The sequence below is a fragment of the Streptomyces sp. NPDC004051 genome (assembly GCF_053604275.1).
On the sequence record NZ_JBSGHG010000022.1, the window covers coordinates 14,953 to 34,927 of the forward strand.

At 67.5% G+C, this 19,975-nt stretch carries 17 protein-coding genes; 11 read left to right on the forward strand and 6 right to left on the reverse strand.

Annotated features, from left to right (window positions below):
* Positions 1-103 precede the first annotated feature (103 nt).
* The 5 genes from ACWEQO_RS21930 to ACWEQO_RS21950 all read right to left on the reverse strand — a co-directional run bounded on the left by ACWEQO_RS21930 (position 104) and on the right by ACWEQO_RS21950 (position 5,292).
* On the reverse strand, positions 104-1,390 hold the full coding sequence (locus ACWEQO_RS21930; protein WP_452984891.1) for an MFS transporter: 1,287 nt from the start codon (positions 1,388-1,390) through the stop codon (positions 104-106).
* Positions 1,387-2,628 (reverse strand): ATP-grasp domain-containing protein, encoded by a 1,242-nt coding sequence (locus ACWEQO_RS21935; RefSeq protein WP_452984892.1) that lies wholly within the window; start codon positions 2,626-2,628, stop codon positions 1,387-1,389. The genes ACWEQO_RS21930 and ACWEQO_RS21935 overlap by 4 nt, the downstream gene beginning before the upstream one ends.
* A gap of 71 nt (positions 2,629-2,699) precedes the next feature.
* On the reverse strand, positions 2,700-3,923 hold the full coding sequence (locus ACWEQO_RS21940; RefSeq protein ID WP_452984893.1) for an ATP-grasp domain-containing protein: 1,224 nt from the start codon (positions 3,921-3,923) through the stop codon (positions 2,700-2,702).
* Between the two features lie 53 nt (positions 3,924-3,976).
* The gene (gene mtnC / locus ACWEQO_RS21945; RefSeq protein WP_452984894.1) at positions 3,977-4,702 is read right to left on the reverse strand and encodes an acireductone synthase; all 726 of its coding nucleotides are present in this window, start codon (positions 4,700-4,702) and stop codon (positions 3,977-3,979) included.
* Entirely contained in the window at positions 4,699-5,292 is a 594-nt protein-coding gene (locus ACWEQO_RS21950) for a 1,2-dihydroxy-3-keto-5-methylthiopentene dioxygenase (RefSeq protein WP_452984895.1), read from the reverse strand. The genes mtnC and ACWEQO_RS21950 overlap by 4 nt, the downstream gene beginning before the upstream one ends.
* A 490-nt stretch (positions 5,293-5,782) precedes the next feature.
* Here ACWEQO_RS21950 and ACWEQO_RS21955 point away from each other — a divergent pair, with 490 nt between their 5' ends.
* The 11 genes from ACWEQO_RS21955 (at position 5,783) to ACWEQO_RS22005 (ending at position 19,483) form a co-directional block, all read left to right on the forward strand.
* Complete coding sequence (locus ACWEQO_RS21955) at positions 5,783-7,516, forward strand: amino acid adenylation domain-containing protein (protein WP_452984896.1); 1,734 nt, start codon at positions 5,783-5,785, stop codon at positions 7,514-7,516.
* A 6-nt stretch (positions 7,517-7,522) separates the two neighbouring features.
* Positions 7,523-11,083 carry an SDR family NAD(P)-dependent oxidoreductase gene (locus ACWEQO_RS21960; RefSeq protein ID WP_452984897.1) on the forward strand — a complete coding sequence of 1,187 codons (3,561 nt, stop codon included), beginning with the start codon at positions 7,523-7,525 and terminating at the stop codon, positions 11,081-11,083.
* A 140-nt stretch (positions 11,084-11,223) separates the two neighbouring features.
* Positions 11,224-12,435, forward strand: a complete 1,212-nt coding sequence (locus tag ACWEQO_RS21965; protein ID WP_452984898.1) for an aminotransferase class V-fold PLP-dependent enzyme — start codon at positions 11,224-11,226, stop codon at positions 12,433-12,435.
* The gene (locus ACWEQO_RS21970) at positions 12,432-13,181 is read left to right on the forward strand and encodes a thioesterase II family protein (protein ID WP_452984899.1); all 750 of its coding nucleotides are present in this window, start codon (positions 12,432-12,434) and stop codon (positions 13,179-13,181) included. Before ACWEQO_RS21965 ends, ACWEQO_RS21970 begins: the two co-directional genes overlap by 4 nt.
* A gap of 44 nt (positions 13,182-13,225) precedes the next feature.
* Positions 13,226-14,449, forward strand: coding sequence for a methionine adenosyltransferase (gene metK, locus ACWEQO_RS21975; protein ID WP_452984900.1), 1,224 nt, complete (start codon positions 13,226-13,228; stop codon positions 14,447-14,449).
* Positions 14,446-16,011 (forward strand): S-methyl-5-thioribose-1-phosphate isomerase, encoded by a 1,566-nt coding sequence (gene mtnA, locus ACWEQO_RS21980; RefSeq protein ID WP_452984901.1) that lies wholly within the window; start codon positions 14,446-14,448, stop codon positions 16,009-16,011. Before metK ends, mtnA begins: the two co-directional genes overlap by 4 nt.
* Complete coding sequence (gene mtnB, locus ACWEQO_RS21985; RefSeq protein WP_452984902.1) at positions 16,008-16,724, forward strand: methylthioribulose 1-phosphate dehydratase; 717 nt, start codon at positions 16,008-16,010, stop codon at positions 16,722-16,724. Before mtnA ends, mtnB begins: the two co-directional genes overlap by 4 nt.
* A 35-nt stretch (positions 16,725-16,759) precedes the next feature.
* Positions 16,760-17,590 carry an S-methyl-5'-thioadenosine phosphorylase gene (locus ACWEQO_RS21990; protein ID WP_452984903.1) on the forward strand — a complete coding sequence of 277 codons (831 nt, stop codon included), beginning with the start codon at positions 16,760-16,762 and terminating at the stop codon, positions 17,588-17,590.
* Positions 17,587-18,783, forward strand: coding sequence for a pyridoxal phosphate-dependent aminotransferase (locus tag ACWEQO_RS21995; RefSeq protein ID WP_452984904.1), 1,197 nt, complete (start codon positions 17,587-17,589; stop codon positions 18,781-18,783). Before ACWEQO_RS21990 ends, ACWEQO_RS21995 begins: the two co-directional genes overlap by 4 nt.
* Positions 18,784-18,871: 88 nt before the next feature.
* Complete coding sequence (locus tag ACWEQO_RS22000; protein WP_452984905.1) at positions 18,872-19,201, forward strand: hypothetical protein; 330 nt, start codon at positions 18,872-18,874, stop codon at positions 19,199-19,201.
* 66 nt (positions 19,202-19,267) lie between these two features.
* Positions 19,268-19,483 carry a hypothetical protein gene (locus ACWEQO_RS22005; RefSeq protein ID WP_361460162.1) on the forward strand — a complete coding sequence of 72 codons (216 nt, stop codon included), beginning with the start codon at positions 19,268-19,270 and terminating at the stop codon, positions 19,481-19,483.
* Here the strand turns inward: ACWEQO_RS22005 and ACWEQO_RS22010 are convergent.
* Entirely contained in the window at positions 19,472-19,921 is a 450-nt protein-coding gene (locus tag ACWEQO_RS22010; RefSeq protein WP_452984906.1) for a metal-sensitive transcriptional regulator, read from the reverse strand. The genes ACWEQO_RS22005 and ACWEQO_RS22010 overlap by 12 nt on opposite strands.
* Between the last annotated feature and the right edge of the window lie 54 nt (positions 19,922-19,975).

The following is a 19,975-nucleotide window of genomic DNA, read 5'->3' on the forward strand; positions in this document are numbered from 1 at the left end:
CGCCCCTCATGTCAAATTGTCATTTACGCTATCCAGCCGGGACAATCTTGGTCATTCTAGTGGGGAAACGCGGAGCCTTGAATCTCGCATCCGCCCGATTCCGTCACTTGGCGACGGACCGGGCCGCGAAGACGATGACCAGCGTCGCAGCCGCGAACAAACCGGCAAGCGCCAGCCAGCCAAGGGCACCGACCGGAAGGAGCACGGCGGTCATGAGGAACGGCCCCACCACGAGTTGCACACTCATCCCGGTGCTGAAGACCGAGAGGTACTGAGCTCGGGCTTTGGGCGGTGACATCTCGTACGACAGCTCCCAGCGCGCGATCGCGTGCAGGTTCTCCCCTGCGGTGAGCAGGACCACGGCCGCGATTGCACCGCCCAGTGCCAGCAGCGGACCACGTCCGTCCGCACCGGCGAAACAAGCACAGGCAAGAACCAGGAAGAGGCATGCGAACCGCAGGATCCGCACGGACTTGTTGATGCCCTGGGCGAAACGGCTGAGACTCACCTGGAAGACGACCGTCAGCACGGTGTTGATGGCCAGCAGGCCGGAACTCACACTGGGGGGCAGGCCGGCGCGCTCCACGACCCACAGCGGCAGCAGAATGAACAGCACGCAGTCGTGCAGCATCAGGATGCCGTTGGCACAGGTGACAATGAGGAAGCGGAGGTCGCGGTAGGGCGAGGGCGTGGAGGACTCCGGTGCCGCGGTGTCCGGTGGCGTGGTCTCGACGGGCATCGGCTTGGACGCGGCCGCGACCCGGCCCGCGGTGACGACCGAGAGGGCAACGCCCACGAAGACGACGGCGTTGAACGAGAAGAGCGAGATGAAGGCGACCCGGGACTCGGTGGCCTGAACCACGGCGGCCAGGAAGAACCCGATGGTCAGGCCGATGTTGCCGATGGCGCGTAGTGATGCCATGGTCCGGGTGCGTTCAGTGCCCGCCTCGAATTCCCCGACGATGACCTGCAGCAGGGGCGAGCAGGCGCGGGTGGCACCGGTGACCAGACACGTAACGATCAGGTAACCGACGTAGTTCGTGACGAACCCGTAGGCGACGAAGCCGGCTGCGCGCACCAGGGTGAGCCCGACGTAGACGGTGCGGGAGCCGAGCCGGTCCGCCAGCGGCCCGAAGATCATCGGTGTAATGAGGCCGATGACGTTCGCGACCGCGATGGCGCTGCCGATGGCCACGGCGGACACACCGAGGAAGTGCACGAAGTAGAGCGTTGCCGCGGCCAGATAGAGGCCGTTGGCGATCGAGTCCGCTGCCGCACCCATGGCGACGATGCGGCCGTGCTTCGACCTGGGGAACAGGGAGTTGCCGACCGATCGGAGCACCTTGGCAGCCACCGCCGTACGTGGCGGAGCCGGTGCGGTGGACGTCATGACTCCACCACGAACCGGACGGAGGAGGTCAGTTCCCGCGCCAACTGCCGGGCTTTTGCCGGAGTGTCCGCGCCGACGACCACAACGCCCGCTCGGTCGCTGGACGTCCGCACCGGACGGATCTCTTCTCCGACCTCGGCTGTCAGGCCGGCGTACAGCACGGCCGGATGCGCGCGCACTTCGTCCCAGCCCTCGACGGCCACCAGCCTTCCGGGCGGCGGGGTCAAGTAACGGGCCGCCGCGCCGCGTACCGGCCTCAGTGCTCCGATGTCCTCCGCCCTCCCGAGCATGTCGTCGTAGAGGACGCCGAAGAGTTCCAGGCCGGGGACAGCGTGCGCAAGCATCCGATGGATCCAGTCGCCGCCGAACCTGCCATGCACCTCTCCGAGCACAACCCCGGCGGGGGTAAGCCAGAGTTCGACGTGGAAGGCTCCGCAGCGCAGGCCCAGAGTGACCAGGGCGGCGCCGACCTGCTGCTCGATCTCGCTCTGGACCGCCGACTCCAGCTCGGCCGGCAGTACGTGCTCCACCTCGACGAAGTACGGCGGCGGTACCTTCTCCTTGGCGGTGACCGCGAGGATCGTGGGTTTGCCGTCCTGGAAGACGCCTTCCACGCTGTACTCGGGGCCTTCGACGAACTCCTCCACCAGGAACGGGTCATTGTGTGGCAACAGCTCCACCGCGACGGGAAGTTGTGCCGACTCGAAAACCTGACTCACTCCCGTGCTGCCCATCGCGTCGCGGGGCTTGACGATCCATGGCCCGGTCGTCTCGTGCAGGAATGCCTCCGCTTCCCTCAGATCGGAGCAGAGCCGCACGGCGGGTTGCGGGAAGCCCGCAGCGGCAAGCGCCTCCCGGCAGGCGTCCTTGGTCCGGATCCGGCGAATCGCCTCCGGAGGATTGCCCGGTGCACCGATCGCCTCAGCGGTCTCGGCGACTGATGTCTGGGCCATCTCCTGGATGCCGAGCACCAAGTCGAAGGACTTCCCTTCGGACATCTGGTGCTGTGCCCACTGTGCGGTCTCGCCCGGACGGGAGAAATCCACCACGGAGGTGGCGTTCGCCAACGCACTGACTTCCGGCGTGCCGGCCAGTGAGGCTGCCCCATTGGTCAGGTGCGTGCGGAGGCCGCGCGAACTGGCTTGCTCCAGAGCCTGGACGTTCATGTCAATGCTGAGCGGAATCGCCCGAGCCCCGCCGACCAGCAGCAACGTGGGGGCAGTCGGTTCTGTGGTCATGCTGGTGTCTCCTGAATAGTTCCAACAGGGCGAGGCAACTGCGCGGACCTCGACTGCGCGTCACATGCGGACTAGGCGAGCCGGTAGACACGCTCCCTGAGCTGCTGGATGCGTTCGTAGTCCCGCTCCAGGGCGATCGCGGAGGCGCTGGCCATGTGGACCACCATGGTGGCGCTGGGAAGGTCGACGGTCGGATGGATCCGATCCCCGGCCTTGTGCTTGACGGTGAGCCGAAAGACGCTCTCCAGACCTTCGATCTCCTCGACCGCTCCTTGGTCGACGCCGCAGACCACACCTTCCGCCTCGGTCGGCACCAGGTACTGGCTCGCATGCCTGAGCATGCGATAGGAGCGACCTGCGAGTTGGCTCATGAAATCCTGCGGCCGGGCATATGCGAGGGCGGTGACATCGGCTTGGTTGGTGCCCAGGCACAGGTTGTGGAAGTCCGGGACTGTGCCACCGGCGATTCGGGTGCCGACCTCGACCAAGGTCGGACCTGCGGGCGTGACGATGACCTCGGCATGGCTGGGGCCGTACTCGATACCGAGCGCCGTAAGTACGGTGTCCACGTAGGCGATGATCTCTGGCACGGGACCCTGTTCGGGCGGGCAGAGCGAATCCCGGTCGTAGATGTTGCGGGTACCGACGAGTCTCTTGCCGTAGCGCCAGACGCCACAGGTGTACCGGCGTCCTTCGTAGGACACCATGTCGACCTTGTACTCCTCGCCTGCCAGGTACGACTGGATCAGTACCTGGTGGTTGGGTTGGCCGAAGAAGTTCGGGACGCTCAGCACCGCCTCGGCCGCCTTGCGCACCTCGCTCGGACTGTTGCAGACGGATACGCCGTTGCTTGCCGCGGACTGCAGCGGCTTGACCACCACCGGATACGCGCCGCGGGTCTCGGCCCAGTCAACGAGGTCCTCCGGGGAGCTGCTGCGGAATTGGTCGGTGCAGCGGACCCCGGCACACCTCAGTGCCTCGATCATCTCGAACTTGTCGCGTCGGGCCGACGAGAGCGATGTTCCGTTTGTCGGTAGGCCCAGCAGCTCGGAGAGGGCGTCGGCCAGGTTCACGCCCGGCCCTTCCTGTCCGGCGACCACACAGATCGGTGACAGTTCCGCCAGCCGGGCAAAGGTGCCGGGAAGTGTGTCGTGGATGACGTTCGCCCGGTAGGCGTCCAAATGGGGAGCCGGCATCGAGGTCAACAGCTCGGGGGTGCTCTGCACGTGGACGGTGTCCACGCCGAGTCCGGCGAAGGCCGGCGGCAGGTGGTTGGCCGTGGTGTAGCCGTCCACGACCACCGCGACCGGCCGCGACCCGGCCGGGGCCGGATCGATTCTCGTTGCTGTCATAAAAGGTTCCCAACGTTCATGACGTCGACATCGGCGAAGGACCCGGTCTCGGGATGCCCGCCGGTGCCCTGTGCGTAGTACGGCTCACCGCGGCGACGAACACCCAGCGTGAGCCAGTGCGCAGACTTGGCGGCGTCCAGTTCGGCCACGCGGTCGGACAGGAACAGCGTCCGGTCCGGGGCTGCGGCGATAGACCCGGTGATGGTCCGGTAGGAGTCGGGCGAGTGCTTCGGACCGGCGTTCTCCGTGTCGTACTGTCCGTCAAGCAGCGGCAACAGGTTGCCCTGGTCGCTGTGCGCGAACCACGCTCGCTGGGCGGCGACCGATCCGGAGGAGTACACGAAGAGCCGGACTCCCTGGGCGTGCCAGGTCCGGATGGCTGGTACGACATCGTCGTAGAAGTGCGCGATGAGTTCGCCCTTGGCGAATCCCTCAGACCACAGGATGCCTTGCAGGGTCTTCAGCGGTGTGACCTTGCGGTCCTCGTCCGACCAGTCGTTCAGTACCTGCTCGACCCGCGCGACGTCAGCGCCTGGTTCGTCGATCAGCTGCCGGATCTGGTCGACGGCGACTCGGACAGCGGGCTCGGCGGCACGTTCCTTCAGCAGAGCACCGAATCTGGCACGGGCGTACGGATAGAGCACGTCCACGACGTAGCCCGTGGCACTCGTGGTGCCCTCGATGTCCAGTACGACGCAGTCCGCTTCGAACCGTTGCGTCACGAAGCCTGCCCCTTGTACCCCGCATGGATCTCGTCGAAGTCGGGGAAGCGGGCGGCGATGTCGGTGCCGGTGAAGTTGCCGATCCAGCCGTCCTCCTCGTGGAAGAAGCGGATCGCCGTGAAGGAAGGCACGGTGCCCATGTCGAACCAGTGGGCGGTGCCCCGGGGGACGCCCAGCAGGTCACCCTTCTCGCAGTAGACGGCGTGCACTTCGCCGTTCACATGCAGATAGAAGATGCCGGCGCCGGCCACGAAGAAGCGGACCTCGTCGTCATCGTCGTGGGTGTGCTCACGCAGGAACTTCTCCCGAGCGGCCTTGGCCGTCTCCGGCCAGTCCGGAGCATCGTCGGGGTGGAGGGAGACGACGTCGACCGTACGGAAGTTCTCCTCCGCCACCAGCTTGTCGACCTCGGCGTTGTAGGCCGCCAGGACGGTCGCGCTGTCGGCCGTGCCCGACAGGTCCTCGCGGACCGGCCACTGCTCGTAACGGATACCGATCGCCGCGAGGGCGGCCGAGATTTCGGACGGGTCGGCGGTACGGCGGAGGATTCGTTCTGAATCGGAATCGGGCCACGTGGTGAGAAGTGTCATAACAGCTCCAGAGGTTCAGATGCGGGGGCGTACAGCCCGGTCCGAATTCGAACTGGATGCCTCCCCCTCGCGAAACTATACGTACCACACCTCCCGCGAGGGCAAATATTTCAGTTCGTGGCGCGTCTGTGTCCCTTCCCCGTAAACCCAGGGGCTTTGCGTCAACGAATATGGCAATGGGGTGCGATCTGTCTGCGCCTGCCCCTTTTGCCAGGGGTTGCTCTAAGTGGATTCGATGGTCAACTTGTCACGCTTAACGTTTGCCGAGGGGGGTCATTTTCGGCCACCTAGCTGCGCGTTCTCGAGGGGGTGATCAAGTGGCGGAGCTGGCTGAGGTGGGTTGACAAGCGAGCTGATCTTGGGGTGGACTCTTCGGTGGCTCCACAATTCCCGCTTATTTGTGCGGGCGGATGGGGAAGGCGATTGAATGACTGAAGCTCCACTGGAATGGGTGAAAGAAACACCCGCTTACTGTCTTCATGAATTATTCATGGAGCGGGCACGTGCTGCGCCGGAGGCGATCGCCGTTGTGCACGGGGAGCAGTCCATCAGCTACGGCGAACTGCACTCCAGAGCCCACCTCCTGGCTTCGCATCTGCGTGAACTGGGAGTAGGGCCCGATGTTGTCGTCGGGCTTTATTTAGAGCGCTCCATCGGCATGTTGGTGGGTATGCTGGGCATCCTGGAGGCCGGCGGCGCCTATCTGCCCCTGCGCACCGACGACCCGGTCGAACGGGTATCGACGATTCTCGGTGACTCCGGCGTGCAGGTCGTGCTGACCTCTGAGGCCACGGACGAGCGCCTGTCAGCCTTCGGCGGCACCCGGATCCGGGCAGACCTCACGCCGAAAGACTCGCGGCCCGACTCCGTCGTTCCCCGGGTGCGTACCACGCCGGAAAACCTCGCCTACGTCATCTACACCTCCGGGACCACCGGCACCCCCAAGGGCGTTGCCGTCCCCCACCGGGCTGCCGCAAGAATCGTCCGTACGGGGATCTACGGGGACTTCGACGCCGACCAGACCTTTCTGCAGGCGTGCCCGCTCTCCTTCGACGCCTCGGTGCTCGAAGTGTGGGGAGCCCTGGCCAACGGTGCCCGACTCGTGCTGCTGCCGGATCAGCGGGTCTCCGCGGAAGCCGTCATCGATGCCGTGCGCCGCTTCGGGGTCACCACGCTCTGGCTGACACCGACACTGTTCAACCAGATCGTGGACGACGGCTTGCTCGCCGACACCGGCCTGCGCCAGATCGTCATAGGCGGCGAAGTGGTGTCAACCGTACATCTGGCCAAGGCGATGCACACAACCGACATCCGGTTCTCCAACGGCTACGGGCCCACCGAGGCCGGAGTGTTCACCTGTTGCAAGGTGTTCGAGGAGTCGGACCTGTCGTACTCGCCGCCGCCGGTCGGCCCGCCTCTGCCGGGTACGCGGGTCTGGGTCCTGGACGAGCAGCTCCAGCCAGTGCCTGACGGTGAATTGGGCGAACTTTACATCGGCGGCAATGCGCTGGCCCACGGTTACCACCGGCGGCCGGATCTCACTGAAAAATCGTTTCTTCCGAGCCCGTTCGAAGAAGCTCCTGATGCCCGCGTCTACCGCTCGGGCGACCTCGCGCGCGTGCTGCCCGACGGACTGATCCAGATCCTGGGCCGGTTGGACAGCCAGGTCAAGATCCGCGGCAACCGGGTTGAGCTGACCGAAGTCGAGTCGGTGCTGCTCGAGACCCCAGAAGTGCAGCAGGCAGCCGTGATCGACCAGCCGCAGGGTGCCGAGCGAGTGCTGGTCGCCTATCTGGTTCTTGAGGAAGGCGCCACGCCCACCGTTACTGACCTGCGGGCACAGCTGGCCAAGAGCCTGCCCGAGTACATGATCCCGTCGAAGCTGTTCCGCCTCGACCGGCTGCCGACGAACGGCAACGGGAAGACCGATCGCAACGCCCTGCGCGCCGGCGTGCCGGCGACCGAACTGCCGCTCGGTGTCGCCTTCATTCCCGCTGCGTCCGATCTGGAGAAGATCATCGGCCGGATCTGGTCCGACGTCCTGCACACGACCAGCGTCGGAGTGGAGGACAACTACTTCGACCTGGGCGGTACCTCGCTCTCCATCAAACAGGCGCAGGCACGCCTGCAGGAACGACTCGGCATCAAGCTGCCCAGCACCGCACTGTACGAGTACCCGACGGTCCGGCTCCTGGCCGAGGCAATCAAGAACTCCGAGGTATAGACAACAGTGAAACGGACCACTAGCCGGAGCCGAACCGACATCGCCGTCGTCGGTATGGCAGCCACCCTTCCCGGCGCGGCGGACCTGGACGAGTTCTGGGCCAACATCCGCGAGGGCAAGGAATCGATCAGCCACGGCTCTCCCCGGGTCAGGGAGGACGCCGCCGGACGCAGCTGGGTCTTCGCCAGGGGGCAGCTGAACGACATCCGACGCTTCGATGCGGAGTTCTTCGGTATCCCCCGACGCGAAGCCGAGGTGCTCGATCCGCAGCACCGCCACCTGCTGGAGTGCGCCTGGAACGCGATGGAGGACGCCGGCTACGACCCCCACCGCGTGGGCCAGGATGTCGCCGTCTACACCTCGGTCGGCCCCAACACCTATTACGAGGGCCGGGACTTCGGTCTTCGATCGGCGGCCGAGCGCATGTTGATCCAGCTCTCCAACGGTCCGGACACACTCCCGACGAGAATCTCCTACAAGCTGGGTCTGACCGGAGAGAGCGTCAACGTCCAATCCGCCTGCTCATCCGCGGCAGCCGCCGTACATCTCGCCTGTGAGTCGCTGCGGGCGGGCCGGGTGGGCATGGTGCTGGTGGGCGCAGCCAGTATCGGCACCGCCGAGACCTTGGCCTACGAGCACCAGCAGGGATTCATCCTTTCCTCGGACGGCAGCACCAGGGCCTACGACAGCAAGGCATCGGGGTATGTGGAGGGCGACGGTGCCGGCGTGCTGGTGCTTCGCCGCTTGGACGACGCGCTGGCCGCCGGCGACCACATCCACGCAGTGATCAAGGGCAGCGCCATCAACAACGACGGGCGCGCGAAGGCGGGCTTCTCGGCTCCGGGAGTCGAGGGACAAGCGCGGGTCATCCAGGCCGCACTCCATGACGCCGGGGTGTCGGCCGATTCCATCGGGCTGGTGGAGGGCCACGGCACCGGCACTCTGGTCGGCGACCCGATCGAGGTACGCGCGCTGACCCGTGCGTACCGGCGCCATACCGCCGACAGCGGTTACTGTTCGCTCGGTTCGGTGAAGGCGAACATCGGGCACCTGTGCTTCGCCTCCGGCATCGCCGGTCTGCTCAAGGCGATCCTGTGCCTGCAGAACGCCGAACTGCCGCCCATGGCGGTCCTCGAGGAGCCCAACCCCGACATTGACTTCGACGCCACGCCGTTCTACCTGAACCGCGAGTTGCGCCCCTGGGAGCACAGCCCTCGGCGGGCCGGCGTGAGCAGCTTCGGCATGGGCGGGACCAACACCCACTTCGTACTCGAACAGGCCCCCGAGCGGGCGCCGGCCCCTCCGAGCACGGCGACACACCACGCAGTGCTGCTGTCCGCCCGGACCGAGGAAGCGCTGGCCGTGGTGAAGCAGCGGCTGCACACGTTCCTGACCACACGGCCCGAGGCGGAACTCGCAGACATCGCCTACACCCTCGCTGCGGGCCGCCGACCCCTGGCACGCCGCTGGGCCGTCGTGGTGAGCTCGGTCGGCGAGCTGACGGAAGCCCTCGTCGGCGGCACCGAAGATCTGTGCGTCTTCGAGACGTCCGGCCAGCCCGGCGTCGGCACGCCAGGCGCAGAAGCGGTCACTCCGGAGGAGATCGCGCGCAGCTGGGCGCTCGGCGAAAGCAGGGACTGGGCCGCGTTGTACCGGGGCGAGCAGCGCCGACGGATTCCACTGCCCACCTATCCCTGGCAGGGCGAGCATCTCTGGGTCGAGGCCACCGCACCGGAAGCGGCCGACGGCAGCAGAGTCCTCGAGCCCGAGGAACAGGCCCCGCTCACCGACTGGCTGTACCGTCCGGCCTGGTCCCGGACCTCGCTGCCGCGTCCCTATCACCTCGGCGACCTGGCGGACAGCGAGGGTACCTGCCTGGTGTTCGGCGACGGTGGGCAGCTGACCGAAGCGCTGCAAGCGGAGCTGACCGCGGCCGGCCTGGCCACGGTTCTGGTGGAGCCGGGCGACGAATTCGCGGTTCTGGCAGCCGACCGGATCAGCGTACGGCCTGGTGACGCGCAGGACGCCACCAGGCTGGTGGAGCGGACCGTGGCCGGGACGGGCCCTGTCCGCAAGGTGATCCACCTCTGGTCGTACGGCCTGCAACTGGGCGGTCAGGACGTCGGTATGCGGCGGGGCACGCTGACCATGCTGACCCTGGTCCAGGCCCTGGCCGCAGCCCGTCAGACCCCCGAGGTCTGGGTGGTGACCGAGAACGCCCAGACTGCCCAGGGCGAGGCGCACTCGCTTCACCTGGAGGCTTCTGCGCTGCTCGGTCTGAGCCGGGTGATCCCCCAGGAGCACCCCGGCATCAGCTGCCACTGCGTCGACTTCTCGACCGGCAGCACCAAGGCCGAGGTGGTACCGCGGCTCCTGGCGGAGATGGCGAACCCTCACGACGAACTGGAAGTGGTCTACCGCGGTGCAGACCGGCTGATCAGTACCGTTGAGCCGGTCGAGGCCAAGCCCGCCACTCCACTCCCGCTGCAGACCGACGGGGTCTATCTGATCACCGGCGGATCAGGGCGTATCGGACTGGTGATCGCGGAGCAGTTGGCCAGGGCGGCCCGGGTGCGCATCGTGCTGGTGTCCCGCCGCGGCGCTCCGCCCCAAGACAAGAACGGCAAGGACCCTGTTCAGCGACTGCGCGACCTGGGCGCCGAAGTGCTCACCTTTGCGGCCGATGTCGCCGACGAAGCACAGATGAGCCAGGTCGTCGCAGAGGTCAACGGGCGCTGGGGTCCCCTCAACGGCGTGGTGCACGCTGCCGGTATCGAAGAGGGCCGCAACTTCTCGCTGATCGCCGACACCAGCCCCGAGCGGGCCGTCGATGCGCTGCGGCCCAAGGTTCCCGGCGTCGCCGTGCTGGACAAGGTCACGCGCTCGCAGCCACTCGACTTCTGTCTGCTCTGTTCCAGCCTCGACACTCTGCTGGGCGGTATCGCCTTCGGTGTCTACACGACGGCCAACCGCTATCTCGACAGCTACGCCCACAGGCGGCGGGCGCAGGGAGCTCCTTGGGTCAGTGTGGACTGGGATTCCTGGCGCTTCGACGAATCCGTCGGCGCGCGGATCGGGGCTGCGGCCGCACGTACCGCGATCAGGGCCGACCAGGGCGGGGAGCTCCTCGGATCGATCATCGCGTCGGGCGAGCCTCAGTGCATCGTCTCGACCGTTCCGCTGGCGGAGCGGATCGAACGGGTTCGCTCGTCGTTCGCGCGGCGCAGGGAGGCCGCGGGGGCCGAGGCCGAACAGCGGTCCGGGCTGTCCCGGGACGAGGTCGGAGCGACGGTCCGCCGGATCGTTGCCGAGGTCACCGAGACGGACGAGGTGACGGACGAGGACGAGCTCCTGGCCGTCGGCTGCGACTCGCTCGCGCTGCTCGAAGTGATCACCCGGGTGGAGAACACGCTCCAGGCGAAGGTGCCGCTGGCGGAGTTCTGGGGCTGTACGAGTGTCGGTGAACTGATCGAGGTCGGCTGGCAGACGGTCGCTCCGGATCCGAAGGACGCGGAGGAAGAGAGAGAGGACGCCGGGCAGGAGGCCCTCCGGTACCTGGCCGGCTAGGCCCAGTGCCGGACGTCGGACCGGGCGGGGTGTGTTTCGGCCACCCCGCCCGGGCCCGGGCCACGCCGTCGGACGGCATACGGCACACGGTCCGCAACGCGAAACGCCACCCAAAGATTCACCCGATCGGGGACGCTCCCATGCTCTACGACAACCTCGACCTCGCCAGGGCCCGCGCTGACACACCTGGTGTGGATCACGTCGTCCATCTGAACAACGCCGGTGCCGCTCTGGTACCACGGCCAGTGGTCGACGCAATGACGAGCCACCTGAATCTGGAGAGCCGGATCGGCTCCTACGAAGCGGCCGAACACGCACAGGACGCGATCGACCACGCACACGACGCGATCGCCGCACTGCTCAACTGCACCCGGCACGAGGTCGCGATCCTCGACAGCGCCAGCCGGGCCTGGGGCCTGGCGCTGTCCAGCATTCCTCTGCAGGCCGGCGACCGGATTCTCACCTCGGCGGTCGAGTACGGCAGCAATTACATATCGCTGCTCCACTTGACCCAGCGTCTGGGGCTGGAACTGGAGGTTCTGCCGGTGGACGAGGACGGTCTGGTGGACGTGGCAGAGCTGGACTGTCTGCTCGACGAACGGGTGCGGCTGATAGCCGTGGCGCACGTGCCGATGCATGACGGCCTGATCAATCCCGTGGCCGAGATCGGCCGACTGGCCCGCCGGCATGGCATCACCTACCTGGTGGATGCCTGCCAGTCGGTGGGGCAACTCCTCGTGGACGTAGAAGAGATCGGGTGCGATCTGCTGGTGGGTACCGGACGCAAGTACCTGCGCGGGCCACGGGGCACCGGTTTTCTCTACGTCCGTCAGGAGGTCGCCCATCGGCTGACTCCGGCAGTTCTCGGCCTCGACGGCGCCGAGTGGCTCTCCGGCACCTACCGACTGGCGCCTGGTGCCCGCCGGTTCGAGACCTGGGAGACGAACTGCGCTTCCCGCATCGGGCTGGGCGTGGCGATCGACTACGCGCTCGGCTGGGGGGTGGAGCGCACCTCGCGGGTGCTCCAGCAACTCGCCGGGAATCTACGCGAAGACCTTGCAGGCATTCCCGGAGTGGTCGCGGAGGACCGCGGCAGGGAACGCTGCGGCACCATCGCGCTGACTTTCGAGGGGCGTGACGCGTTCGCAGTCAGGAGCAGTCTCCAAAGGGCGGGCATCAACACCTGGGTGTGCTTGGAGAACGCGGCCTGCGTCGACATGCAGAAGCGCGGCCTGAGCACCCTGCTCCGCGTCTCGCCCCACTACTACAACTCGCCGGAGGAGCTGGCCCGCTTATGCACAGCCCTGGAGGAGATCATGGCAGTACGTCAGCCCGCAACGGTGATCGCATGACGACATCACCGTGGATCAAGCGCCCCAAGCCGCTACCGGAAACGCGGGCAAGGTTGTTCTGCGTCCCGCACGGCGGAGGAGGGCCGTCCGCATTCGCCCGCTGGATACCGGAGCTGAGTCCCGACATCGAGGTCTGCCTGGTGCACCTGCCGGGCCGGGAGTCCCGGCTGCGTGAGCGCCCCCTGGACGACCTACGACTGATCGCGAAACTGTTGGCCGGTGAGCTGGAGCCCTTGCTGGATCGCCCGTTCTCTTTCCTGGGGCACAGCATGGGCGCGGTCATCGCGTACGAGACCGCGCATCTGCTGTCGGTCGAGCCGAACCGTCTTTTCGCCTCCGCTTCCTCAGCACCACACCGGCTGGAGGAAGAACCTCCGATCTCTCACCTGCCGGATCCCGAGTTCCTGGTCGAGGTGCGCCGCGCCTACGACGGCATCCCGGAGGCAGTGTGGCAGGACGCCGATCTGATGCGGCTGATGCTGCCTTCGATCCGGGCCGACTTCGCCGCCTACGAGAACTACCGCTGGCAGCAGCGCGAAAAGCTCAGCTGCCCCTTCACTGTCCTGGGGGGCGACACCGACCCGCTGGTACCCGTCGACTCCCTGGCACGGTGGGCGGAACTGACCCGTGGTGACTGCCGGACAGAGGTGTTCCCCGGCGGCCACTTCTACCTGACCGACGTGCGCGCCACGGTGCAGCAGCTCATCCGCGAGAGCCTCGGCCTGGCACAGGACCACACCCGCTGAGCGGGCTCGGCCGTCCTTCCTCTCACCCACACTCTTGGAGACTTGTGTCCCGCCGCCTCTTCACCTCGGAGTCCGTCACCGAGGGACACCCCGACAAAATCGCCGACCAGATCAGCGACACCATCCTCGACGCGCTGCTCAGCGCGGACTCCGCTTCCCGGGTGGCCGTGGAGACCCTCATCACCACCGGCCAGGTGCACGTGGCCGGCGAGGTGACCACCACCGCGTACGCGCCCATCGCCCAACTGGTGCGCGAGAAGATCCTGGAGATCGGTTACGACTCCTCCCACAAGGGCTTCGACGGGGCCTCCTGCGGCGTCTCCGTCTCGATCGGTGCGCAGTCGCCGGACATCGCCCAGGGCGTGGACTCGGCGCACGAGGTTCGCCACGGGAGCGTCGGTCAGCCGGAGGGCAGCGACGAGCTGAACCGGCAGGGCGCCGGCGACCAGGGCCTGATGTTCGGTTACGCGTGCGACGAAACCCCGGAACTCATGCCGCTACCGATCACTCTGGCGCACCGCCTGTCCCGCAGACTGACCGAGGTGAGGAAGAACGGTACCGTTCCCTGCCTGCGCCCGGACGGCAAGACCCAGGTCACCGTCGAGTACGACGGCGACCGGGCCATCCGGCTGGACACCGTGGTGGTCTCCAGCCAACACGCGCCGGACGTCGACCTCGATACGCAGTTGACGCCCGCCATCCGCACCCATGTGGTCGAGCACGTCCTCGCCGAACTCGGTGACCACGGCATCAAGTGGGAGACAACCGGGCATCGCCTGCTGGTGAACCCGACCGGCCGCTTCGAGATCGGTGGTCCGATGGGCGACGCCGGCCTGACCGGCCGCAAGATCATCATCGACACCTACGGCGGTACGGCCCGCCATGGTGGCGGTGCCTTCTCCGGCAAGGACCCTTCCAAGGTCGATCGCTCAGCCGCGTACGCGATGCGGTGGGTGGCCAAGAACATCGTCGCCGCCGGCCTGGCCCGGCGTGCCGAGGTCCAGGTCGCCTATGCGATCGGCAAGGCCGATCCGGTGGGTCTCTTCGTGGAGACCTTCGGCACTGAGAGAGTCCCGGTACTGGACATCCAACGTGCGGTCACAGAGGTCTTCGACCTACGCCCGGCTGCCATCATCCGCGACTTGGACCTGCTCCGCCCGATCTACGCGCAAACCGCCGCCTACGGCCACTTCGGCCGCGAGCTGCCGGCATTCACCTGGGAGCGCACCGACCGGGCCGAGGCACTACGCACGGCGGTGAACGCGTGAGCACCACCACCGACGCTCCGCGGGCGTCGCTCACCTGGGACGCAGGCACCATCGTGACCGTCGACCAGCGCGGGCTGCCGCACGAGTACCGGGAACTGCGGCTGGAGAACACCGATCAGCTGATCAGCGCCATCAAGTCCCTTGCCGTACGGGGGGCGCCCGCCATCGGCCTGGCCGGGGCGTTGGGCGTGGCCCAGAGCGCATACCGGCACTGCACGGACGAACACCGGGACGAAGCCGCGGTGCGGGCCGACGCCGAACGGATCGCCGCTGCGCGTCCCACCGCGGTGAACCTCGCCTGGGCCGTGCAGCGCGTACTCGATCGGCTGGGCGAAGGCCCGCAGGCCGTGCTGGCCGAGGCCATGGCCATGCTGGACGAGGACATCGCAGTGAACTCGGCGGCCGTCGCTCAGGCCGTCGAACTGGTGCAGTCAGTGACTCCGAACCGCCCGTTGAGGCTACTCACCCACTGCAACACCGGCCGTCTGGCAACCGCTGCCGTGGGTACAGCGCTGGGGACGATCGTGGAACTCGCGGCACGTGGGCGAGTGACCGAGGTGCTCGTCGACGAGACCCGTCCGCTGCTCCAGGGCGCTCGGCTGACGGCCTGGGAACTGGACGAGGCCAAGATCCCCTACCGACTGTGCATCGACTCGGCTGCGGCAGCGGCCATGTCCCGGGGACTGGTGGACTGCGTTCTCGTGGGCGCGGACCGGATCGCGTCCAATGGCGACACCGCCAACAAGATCGGCACATACGGACTCGCCGTGGCCGCCGCTCGGCACGGCATCCCGTTCGTGGTGGTGGCCCCGGAGTCCACGTGGGACGAGCGGCTGGTCGACGGCTCGGGAATCGTGATCGAGGAGCGGACGGCTGCCGAGGTCACCGGCTTTGCCGGGGCTCCGAGCGCACCCGCCGACGCCGAGGCGTACAACCCGGCCTTCGACGTCACGCCCGCTGATCTGATCACTGCGATCGTGACTGAGCGACGTGTGTTCCGGCCCAACGGCTCCGAGGACGCCGGGCGACAGGCTGCCGCGCTGTCCGAGCGGATCGCAGGACTGCTTGAGGAGTTCCCCGAGTACCCGACGCCGGGCGTGGTCTTCCGCGACCTGTCCGGTCTCTACGCCGAGCCCGGACTTCTGGCGGCGATGGCCGCCCGAGTAGCCGCCGAGTTCCACACCCGGTACGACCGTGTCCTGGCCGTCGAGGCCCGCGGTTTTCTGCTGGGAAGTGCCCTCGCCGTGCATGCCGGCCTCCCGTTGACGCTAGTACGCAAGCCGGGAAAGCTCCCGGGCGCAGTGCACTCGGCGAGCTACGCGCTGGAGTACGGGGAGGACCGGCTGGAACTGCAGGAGGGCAGTGTCTCTCCCGGTGATCGGGTTCTGTGCGTGGACGACGTACTGGCCACTGGCGGCACGCTCGCAGCCACGGCCGAACTGGTCGAAGCCTGCGGGGCGAAAGTCGCCGGTACGGCGGTGATCGTCGAGCTGACCGGACTCGGCGGAGCCGAGCGGCTGGCCCCGCACAAGGTCGTATCACTCTGTGAGGTGTCCTCATGACGACAGCCGCCGCGCGCAGTGCGGCCGATACCCAAAGCGGTCTCGGTGCCCCGGATGACCTGGGCGGGTACGAGAGCTGTGAGGCCGCAGCCGAACTGGCCGCCCTCGCACACGACCTGTACACACGTGGCTGGATGCCCGGAACCTCGGGAAACCTCTCGGTACGCCTGACCGGGGAGACTCCGAACAGCGCGCTGATCACCGCCAGCGGTCTGGGCAAGGGGGAGCTCACCGCCGACCACATGGTCACCGTCGACACCGAGAGCAGCGAAACAACACGGGCACCCGACGGGCTGAGAGCTTCGGCGGAAACCTCGATCCACACCGCCGTCTACCGCACCACGCGAGCCGGCGCGGTGATCCATGTGCACGCGCCGTACTCCACCGTGATCGCCTGCCGCGTGGGCGACCGCTCTCAGCAGACCGTCCTGGAGCTCACACGGTTTGAACTCCTCAAAGGCCTCGGACTTCCCGATCCCACCAGGGTCGGCGTGCCGGTCTTCCCGAACTGGCCGGACGTGCCTCGGATCGCCACCGAGGTGACCGACTACCTGGCCAGCCGTCCGAAGTCAGCTCCCGGACTGCTGATCGTGGACCACGGCATCACGGTCTGGGGCCGAGACCTCACGCAGGCGCGAAACCGTCTGGAGTGCTTCGAGGCCATCTGCCAGCTGCTCACGCTCGGCGCGACGGACCTGCGGACCTTGCCGTAACCGCCCGGCACATGACAAACCGAAGAGAAGAGGCCATGAAGAGTATGAACAGCGCGTCCGACAACGCTCCGATGGCAGAGGTAGCGGTGATCGGCGGCAGCGGCTTCTACCAGCTGCTGACCGATTCCCAGCACGTCGAGGTCGAGACCCCCTACGGCCGGCCGTCGGGCACGGTCTCGGTCGGCAGCGTCGCGGGCCGCCGGGTGGCGTTCCTGCCGCGGCACGGCCTGGGCCACGCGTTCCCAGCCCACAAAATAAACTACCGTGCCAACCTCTGGGCGCTGCGCTCCCTCGGCGTGCGCCAAGTACTGGCACCGTGCGCCGTCGGCTCGCTCCGGCGCGACCTGGGGCCGGGGGCCGTGGTGGTTCCTGACCAACTGGTGGACCGCACCAGCGGCCGGATCCAGAGCTATTACGACGAAGGTGCGGTGCACGTCTCGTTCGCTGATCCGTACTGCGCCGACGGCCGTGAAACCGTACTCAAGGCAGCGACCGCCTCCCGAGTCGAGGCGGTTGACGGCGGCGCCATGGTGGTGATCGAGGGACCGCGATTCTCCACCCGTGCTGAGTCCCAGTGGTACGCCGCGCAGGGCTGGTCACTGGTCAATATGACCGGCCATCCGGAGGCCGCCCTGGCTCGCGAACTGGCCCTCTGCTACACCTCCGTGGCCTTGGTGACGGACCTGGACGCCGGCATCGACGCTGAGGAGAGCGTGGCTCAGGAAGAGGTCTTCAAGGTGTTCGCAGAGAACGTCGAACGGCTTCGCGGCCTCATTATCGAAGCCGTCAAGCGCCTGCCCGAACAGCGGCAGTGCCGTTGCTCGAATGTGCTCGACGGGATGAACCTGCCACTGGAACTTCCGTGACGGCGACACCACGCAAGGGAAACCACCAGCGGCCCCTCCTGAACCGTCGGCTCGCCGAGTTCGGGACCACGATCTTCGCGGAGATGTCCGCCCTGGCCCTGCGGACCGGTTCCCTCAACCTCGGCCAGGGCTTCCCCGACACCGACGGCCCCGAGGAGATCAGGGAGGCGGCGGTGCGGGCGCTGCGCGACGGCCGCGGCAACCAGTACCCGCCCGGCCCCGGCGTCCCCGAGCTGCGCACCGCGATCGCCGCGCACCAGCAGCGCCGCTACGGCCTGTCCCACGACCCCGACACGGAGGTCCTGGTCACCGCCGGCGCCACCGAGGCGATCGCCGCCGCCCTGCTCGCGCTGCTGGAGCCCGGCGACGAGGTGATCGCCCTGGAGCCGTACTACGACTCCTACGCGGCCTGCATCGCCATGGCGGGCGCCACCCGCGTGCCGGTCACCCTGCGCCCGCGCGGGGGCCGTTTCCGCCTCGACCTCGACGAGCTGCGCGATGCCGTCACCGACCGCACCCGCCTGCTGCTGATCAACACCCCGCACAACCCGACCGGCACCGTCCTCACCCGCGAGGAGCTGTCCGCGATCGCCGCGCTGGCCGTCGAACGCGACCTGCTGGTGATCACCGACGAGGTCTACGAGCACCTGGTCTTCGACGACGCCGCACACATCCCCCTGGCCACCTTCCCCGGCATGCGGGAGCGTACGGTGACCATCTCCAGCGCGGGCAAGACCTTCTCCTTCACCGGCTGGAAGGTCGGCTGGGTGACGGGCGCCCCCGCCCTGGTCACCGCGGTCCGCTCGGCCAAGCAGTTCCTGACCTACGTCTCCGCGGGCCCCTTCCAGTACGCCGTCGCCGAGGCCCTCGCCCTGCCGGACGCGTACTTCGACGACTTCCGCACCGACCACCAGCGCAAGCGCGACCTGCTGGCGAAGGGTCTGGGCGCCGCCGGCTTCGAGGTCTACCGCCCCCAGGGCACGTACTTCATCACCACCGACATCGCCCCCTTCGGCGAGAAGGACGCCCACGCCTTCTGCCGCGCCCTCCCCGAACGCTGCGGCGTCGTCGCCGTCCCCAACTCCGTCTTCTACGACGACCCGGAAGCCGGCCGCAGCCAGGTCCGCTTCGCCTTCTGCAAGCGGACCAGCGTGCTGGAGGAAGCGGTGAAGCGGCTCAAGGTACTCATGTGAAGACCGCACGGAGGTGAGGGGGATCAGCGCAGCCGATCAGTTCCAAGACGGATGAAGCAACCGGCGAAGTACGGGTGCTGTCCGAGCGATGCTCGACATGCATCGCTCGGACAGCGAACCGTTTTGGACCACGATGCCGGGGGAGCTGACCGCACAGGAGGTCACCGGGGTCTGGAAGGGCTCCGGTGGCGGCCAGGTCGAGTTCGACGACGACCGCAGCGGTACCGTCGAGCTGAGCTTCGCCGCCGCGGGTTCCTTCTCGGACGACCCCGAGTTCACGCTTCTGCAGGTCCAGGAGGCGGGCGACCGTCCGGTGCTGTACTTCGACACGAACCCGGACAAGGAGTACGGCTACGAGATCCGCCGGGAGGTGGCCTCTTCACCCGGTCTCCCCGGTCGTCCGGGCGGAAGTGCCTAGTCCTTACGTGCCATGCGCGGGGCGGGGGACGCTGCCTAGGCTGGGGACCTCTGCCCGTATGACGGTATGGATGAGGTGACGGGTGTGGCCCCGCTCGGTGGTGGGTTGGTTCGGGACTATGTGGCCCTCGCCGAGATCGAGTTGTGCGGAGAGCTGATCATCGCCGCCTCCGCCGCCCAGGGCCGGCTCAGCCTGGAGAGCATAGACAAGGTGCTGAAGGTGGCCGAGGTGCGCACCGAGCCGGGGGTCGGTCCGGCCGGTCCGCGCGGCTCACGTCCGTAGCATGCGGGCGATCGCCTGGGTCGCTTCCTTCACCTTGGCGTCGATCTCGTCGCCGCCCTTGAGGGCCGCGTCGGCGACGCAGTGGCGCAGGTGCTCCTCCAGCAGTTGCAGGGCGAAGGACTGCAGCGCCTTGGTGGAGGCGGACACCTGGGTGAGTATGTCGATGCAGTAGACGTCCTCGTCGACCATGCGCTGCAGGCCCCGGATCTGGCCCTCGATGCGGCGCAGGCGCTTGAGGTGTCCCTGCTTCTGGTGATGGTAGCCGTGGATGCCCCGGTCGTGGTCGGTGACGGGGGCCGTGGGATCGGTCGCCCGGGTCGCGTCCGTGGTGTCCGTCACGCCGGTGCTGTCCGTCGCGTCCGTCACGCCGGTGCTGTCCGTCACGTCCGTGGTGTCCGGGGAGGAGGGCGCGCCGGCGCCGGCCTCGGTGGTCGTCATCGCGTCCTCCTGGTGCAGTGGCGGGCGACATATACCCCTGGCGGGTATATGGTA

What these genes read in the sequence shown, in the direction of transcription:
- mtnB (WP_452984902.1), top strand. Translation starts at nt 16,008, where the DNA reads ATGACGACAGCCGCCGCGCGCAGTGCGGCCGATACCCAAAGCGGTCTC.
- ACWEQO_RS21990 (WP_452984903.1), top strand. Translation starts at nt 16,760, where the DNA reads ATGAAGAGTATGAACAGCGCGTCCGACAACGCTCCGATGGCAGAGGTA.
- ACWEQO_RS21930 (WP_452984891.1), bottom strand. Translation starts at nt 1,390, where the DNA reads ATGACGTCCACCGCACCGGCTCCGCCACGTACGGCGGTGGCTGCCAAG.
- ACWEQO_RS21950 (WP_452984895.1), bottom strand. Translation starts at nt 5,292, where the DNA reads ATGACACTTCTCACCACGTGGCCCGATTCCGATTCAGAACGAATCCTC.
- ACWEQO_RS22000 (WP_452984905.1), top strand. Translation starts at nt 18,872, where the DNA reads ATGCTCGACATGCATCGCTCGGACAGCGAACCGTTTTGGACCACGATG.
- ACWEQO_RS21935 (WP_452984892.1), bottom strand. Translation starts at nt 2,628, where the DNA reads ATGACCACAGAACCGACTGCCCCCACGTTGCTGCTGGTCGGCGGGGCT.
- ACWEQO_RS21970 (WP_452984899.1), top strand. Translation starts at nt 12,432, where the DNA reads ATGACGACATCACCGTGGATCAAGCGCCCCAAGCCGCTACCGGAAACG.
- ACWEQO_RS21965 (WP_452984898.1), top strand. Translation starts at nt 11,224, where the DNA reads ATGCTCTACGACAACCTCGACCTCGCCAGGGCCCGCGCTGACACACCT.
- ACWEQO_RS22005 (WP_361460162.1), top strand. Translation starts at nt 19,268, where the DNA reads ATGGATGAGGTGACGGGTGTGGCCCCGCTCGGTGGTGGGTTGGTTCGG.
- ACWEQO_RS22010 (WP_452984906.1), bottom strand. Translation starts at nt 19,921, where the DNA reads ATGACGACCACCGAGGCCGGCGCCGGCGCGCCCTCCTCCCCGGACACC.
- ACWEQO_RS21955 (WP_452984896.1), top strand. Translation starts at nt 5,783, where the DNA reads ATGGAGCGGGCACGTGCTGCGCCGGAGGCGATCGCCGTTGTGCACGGG.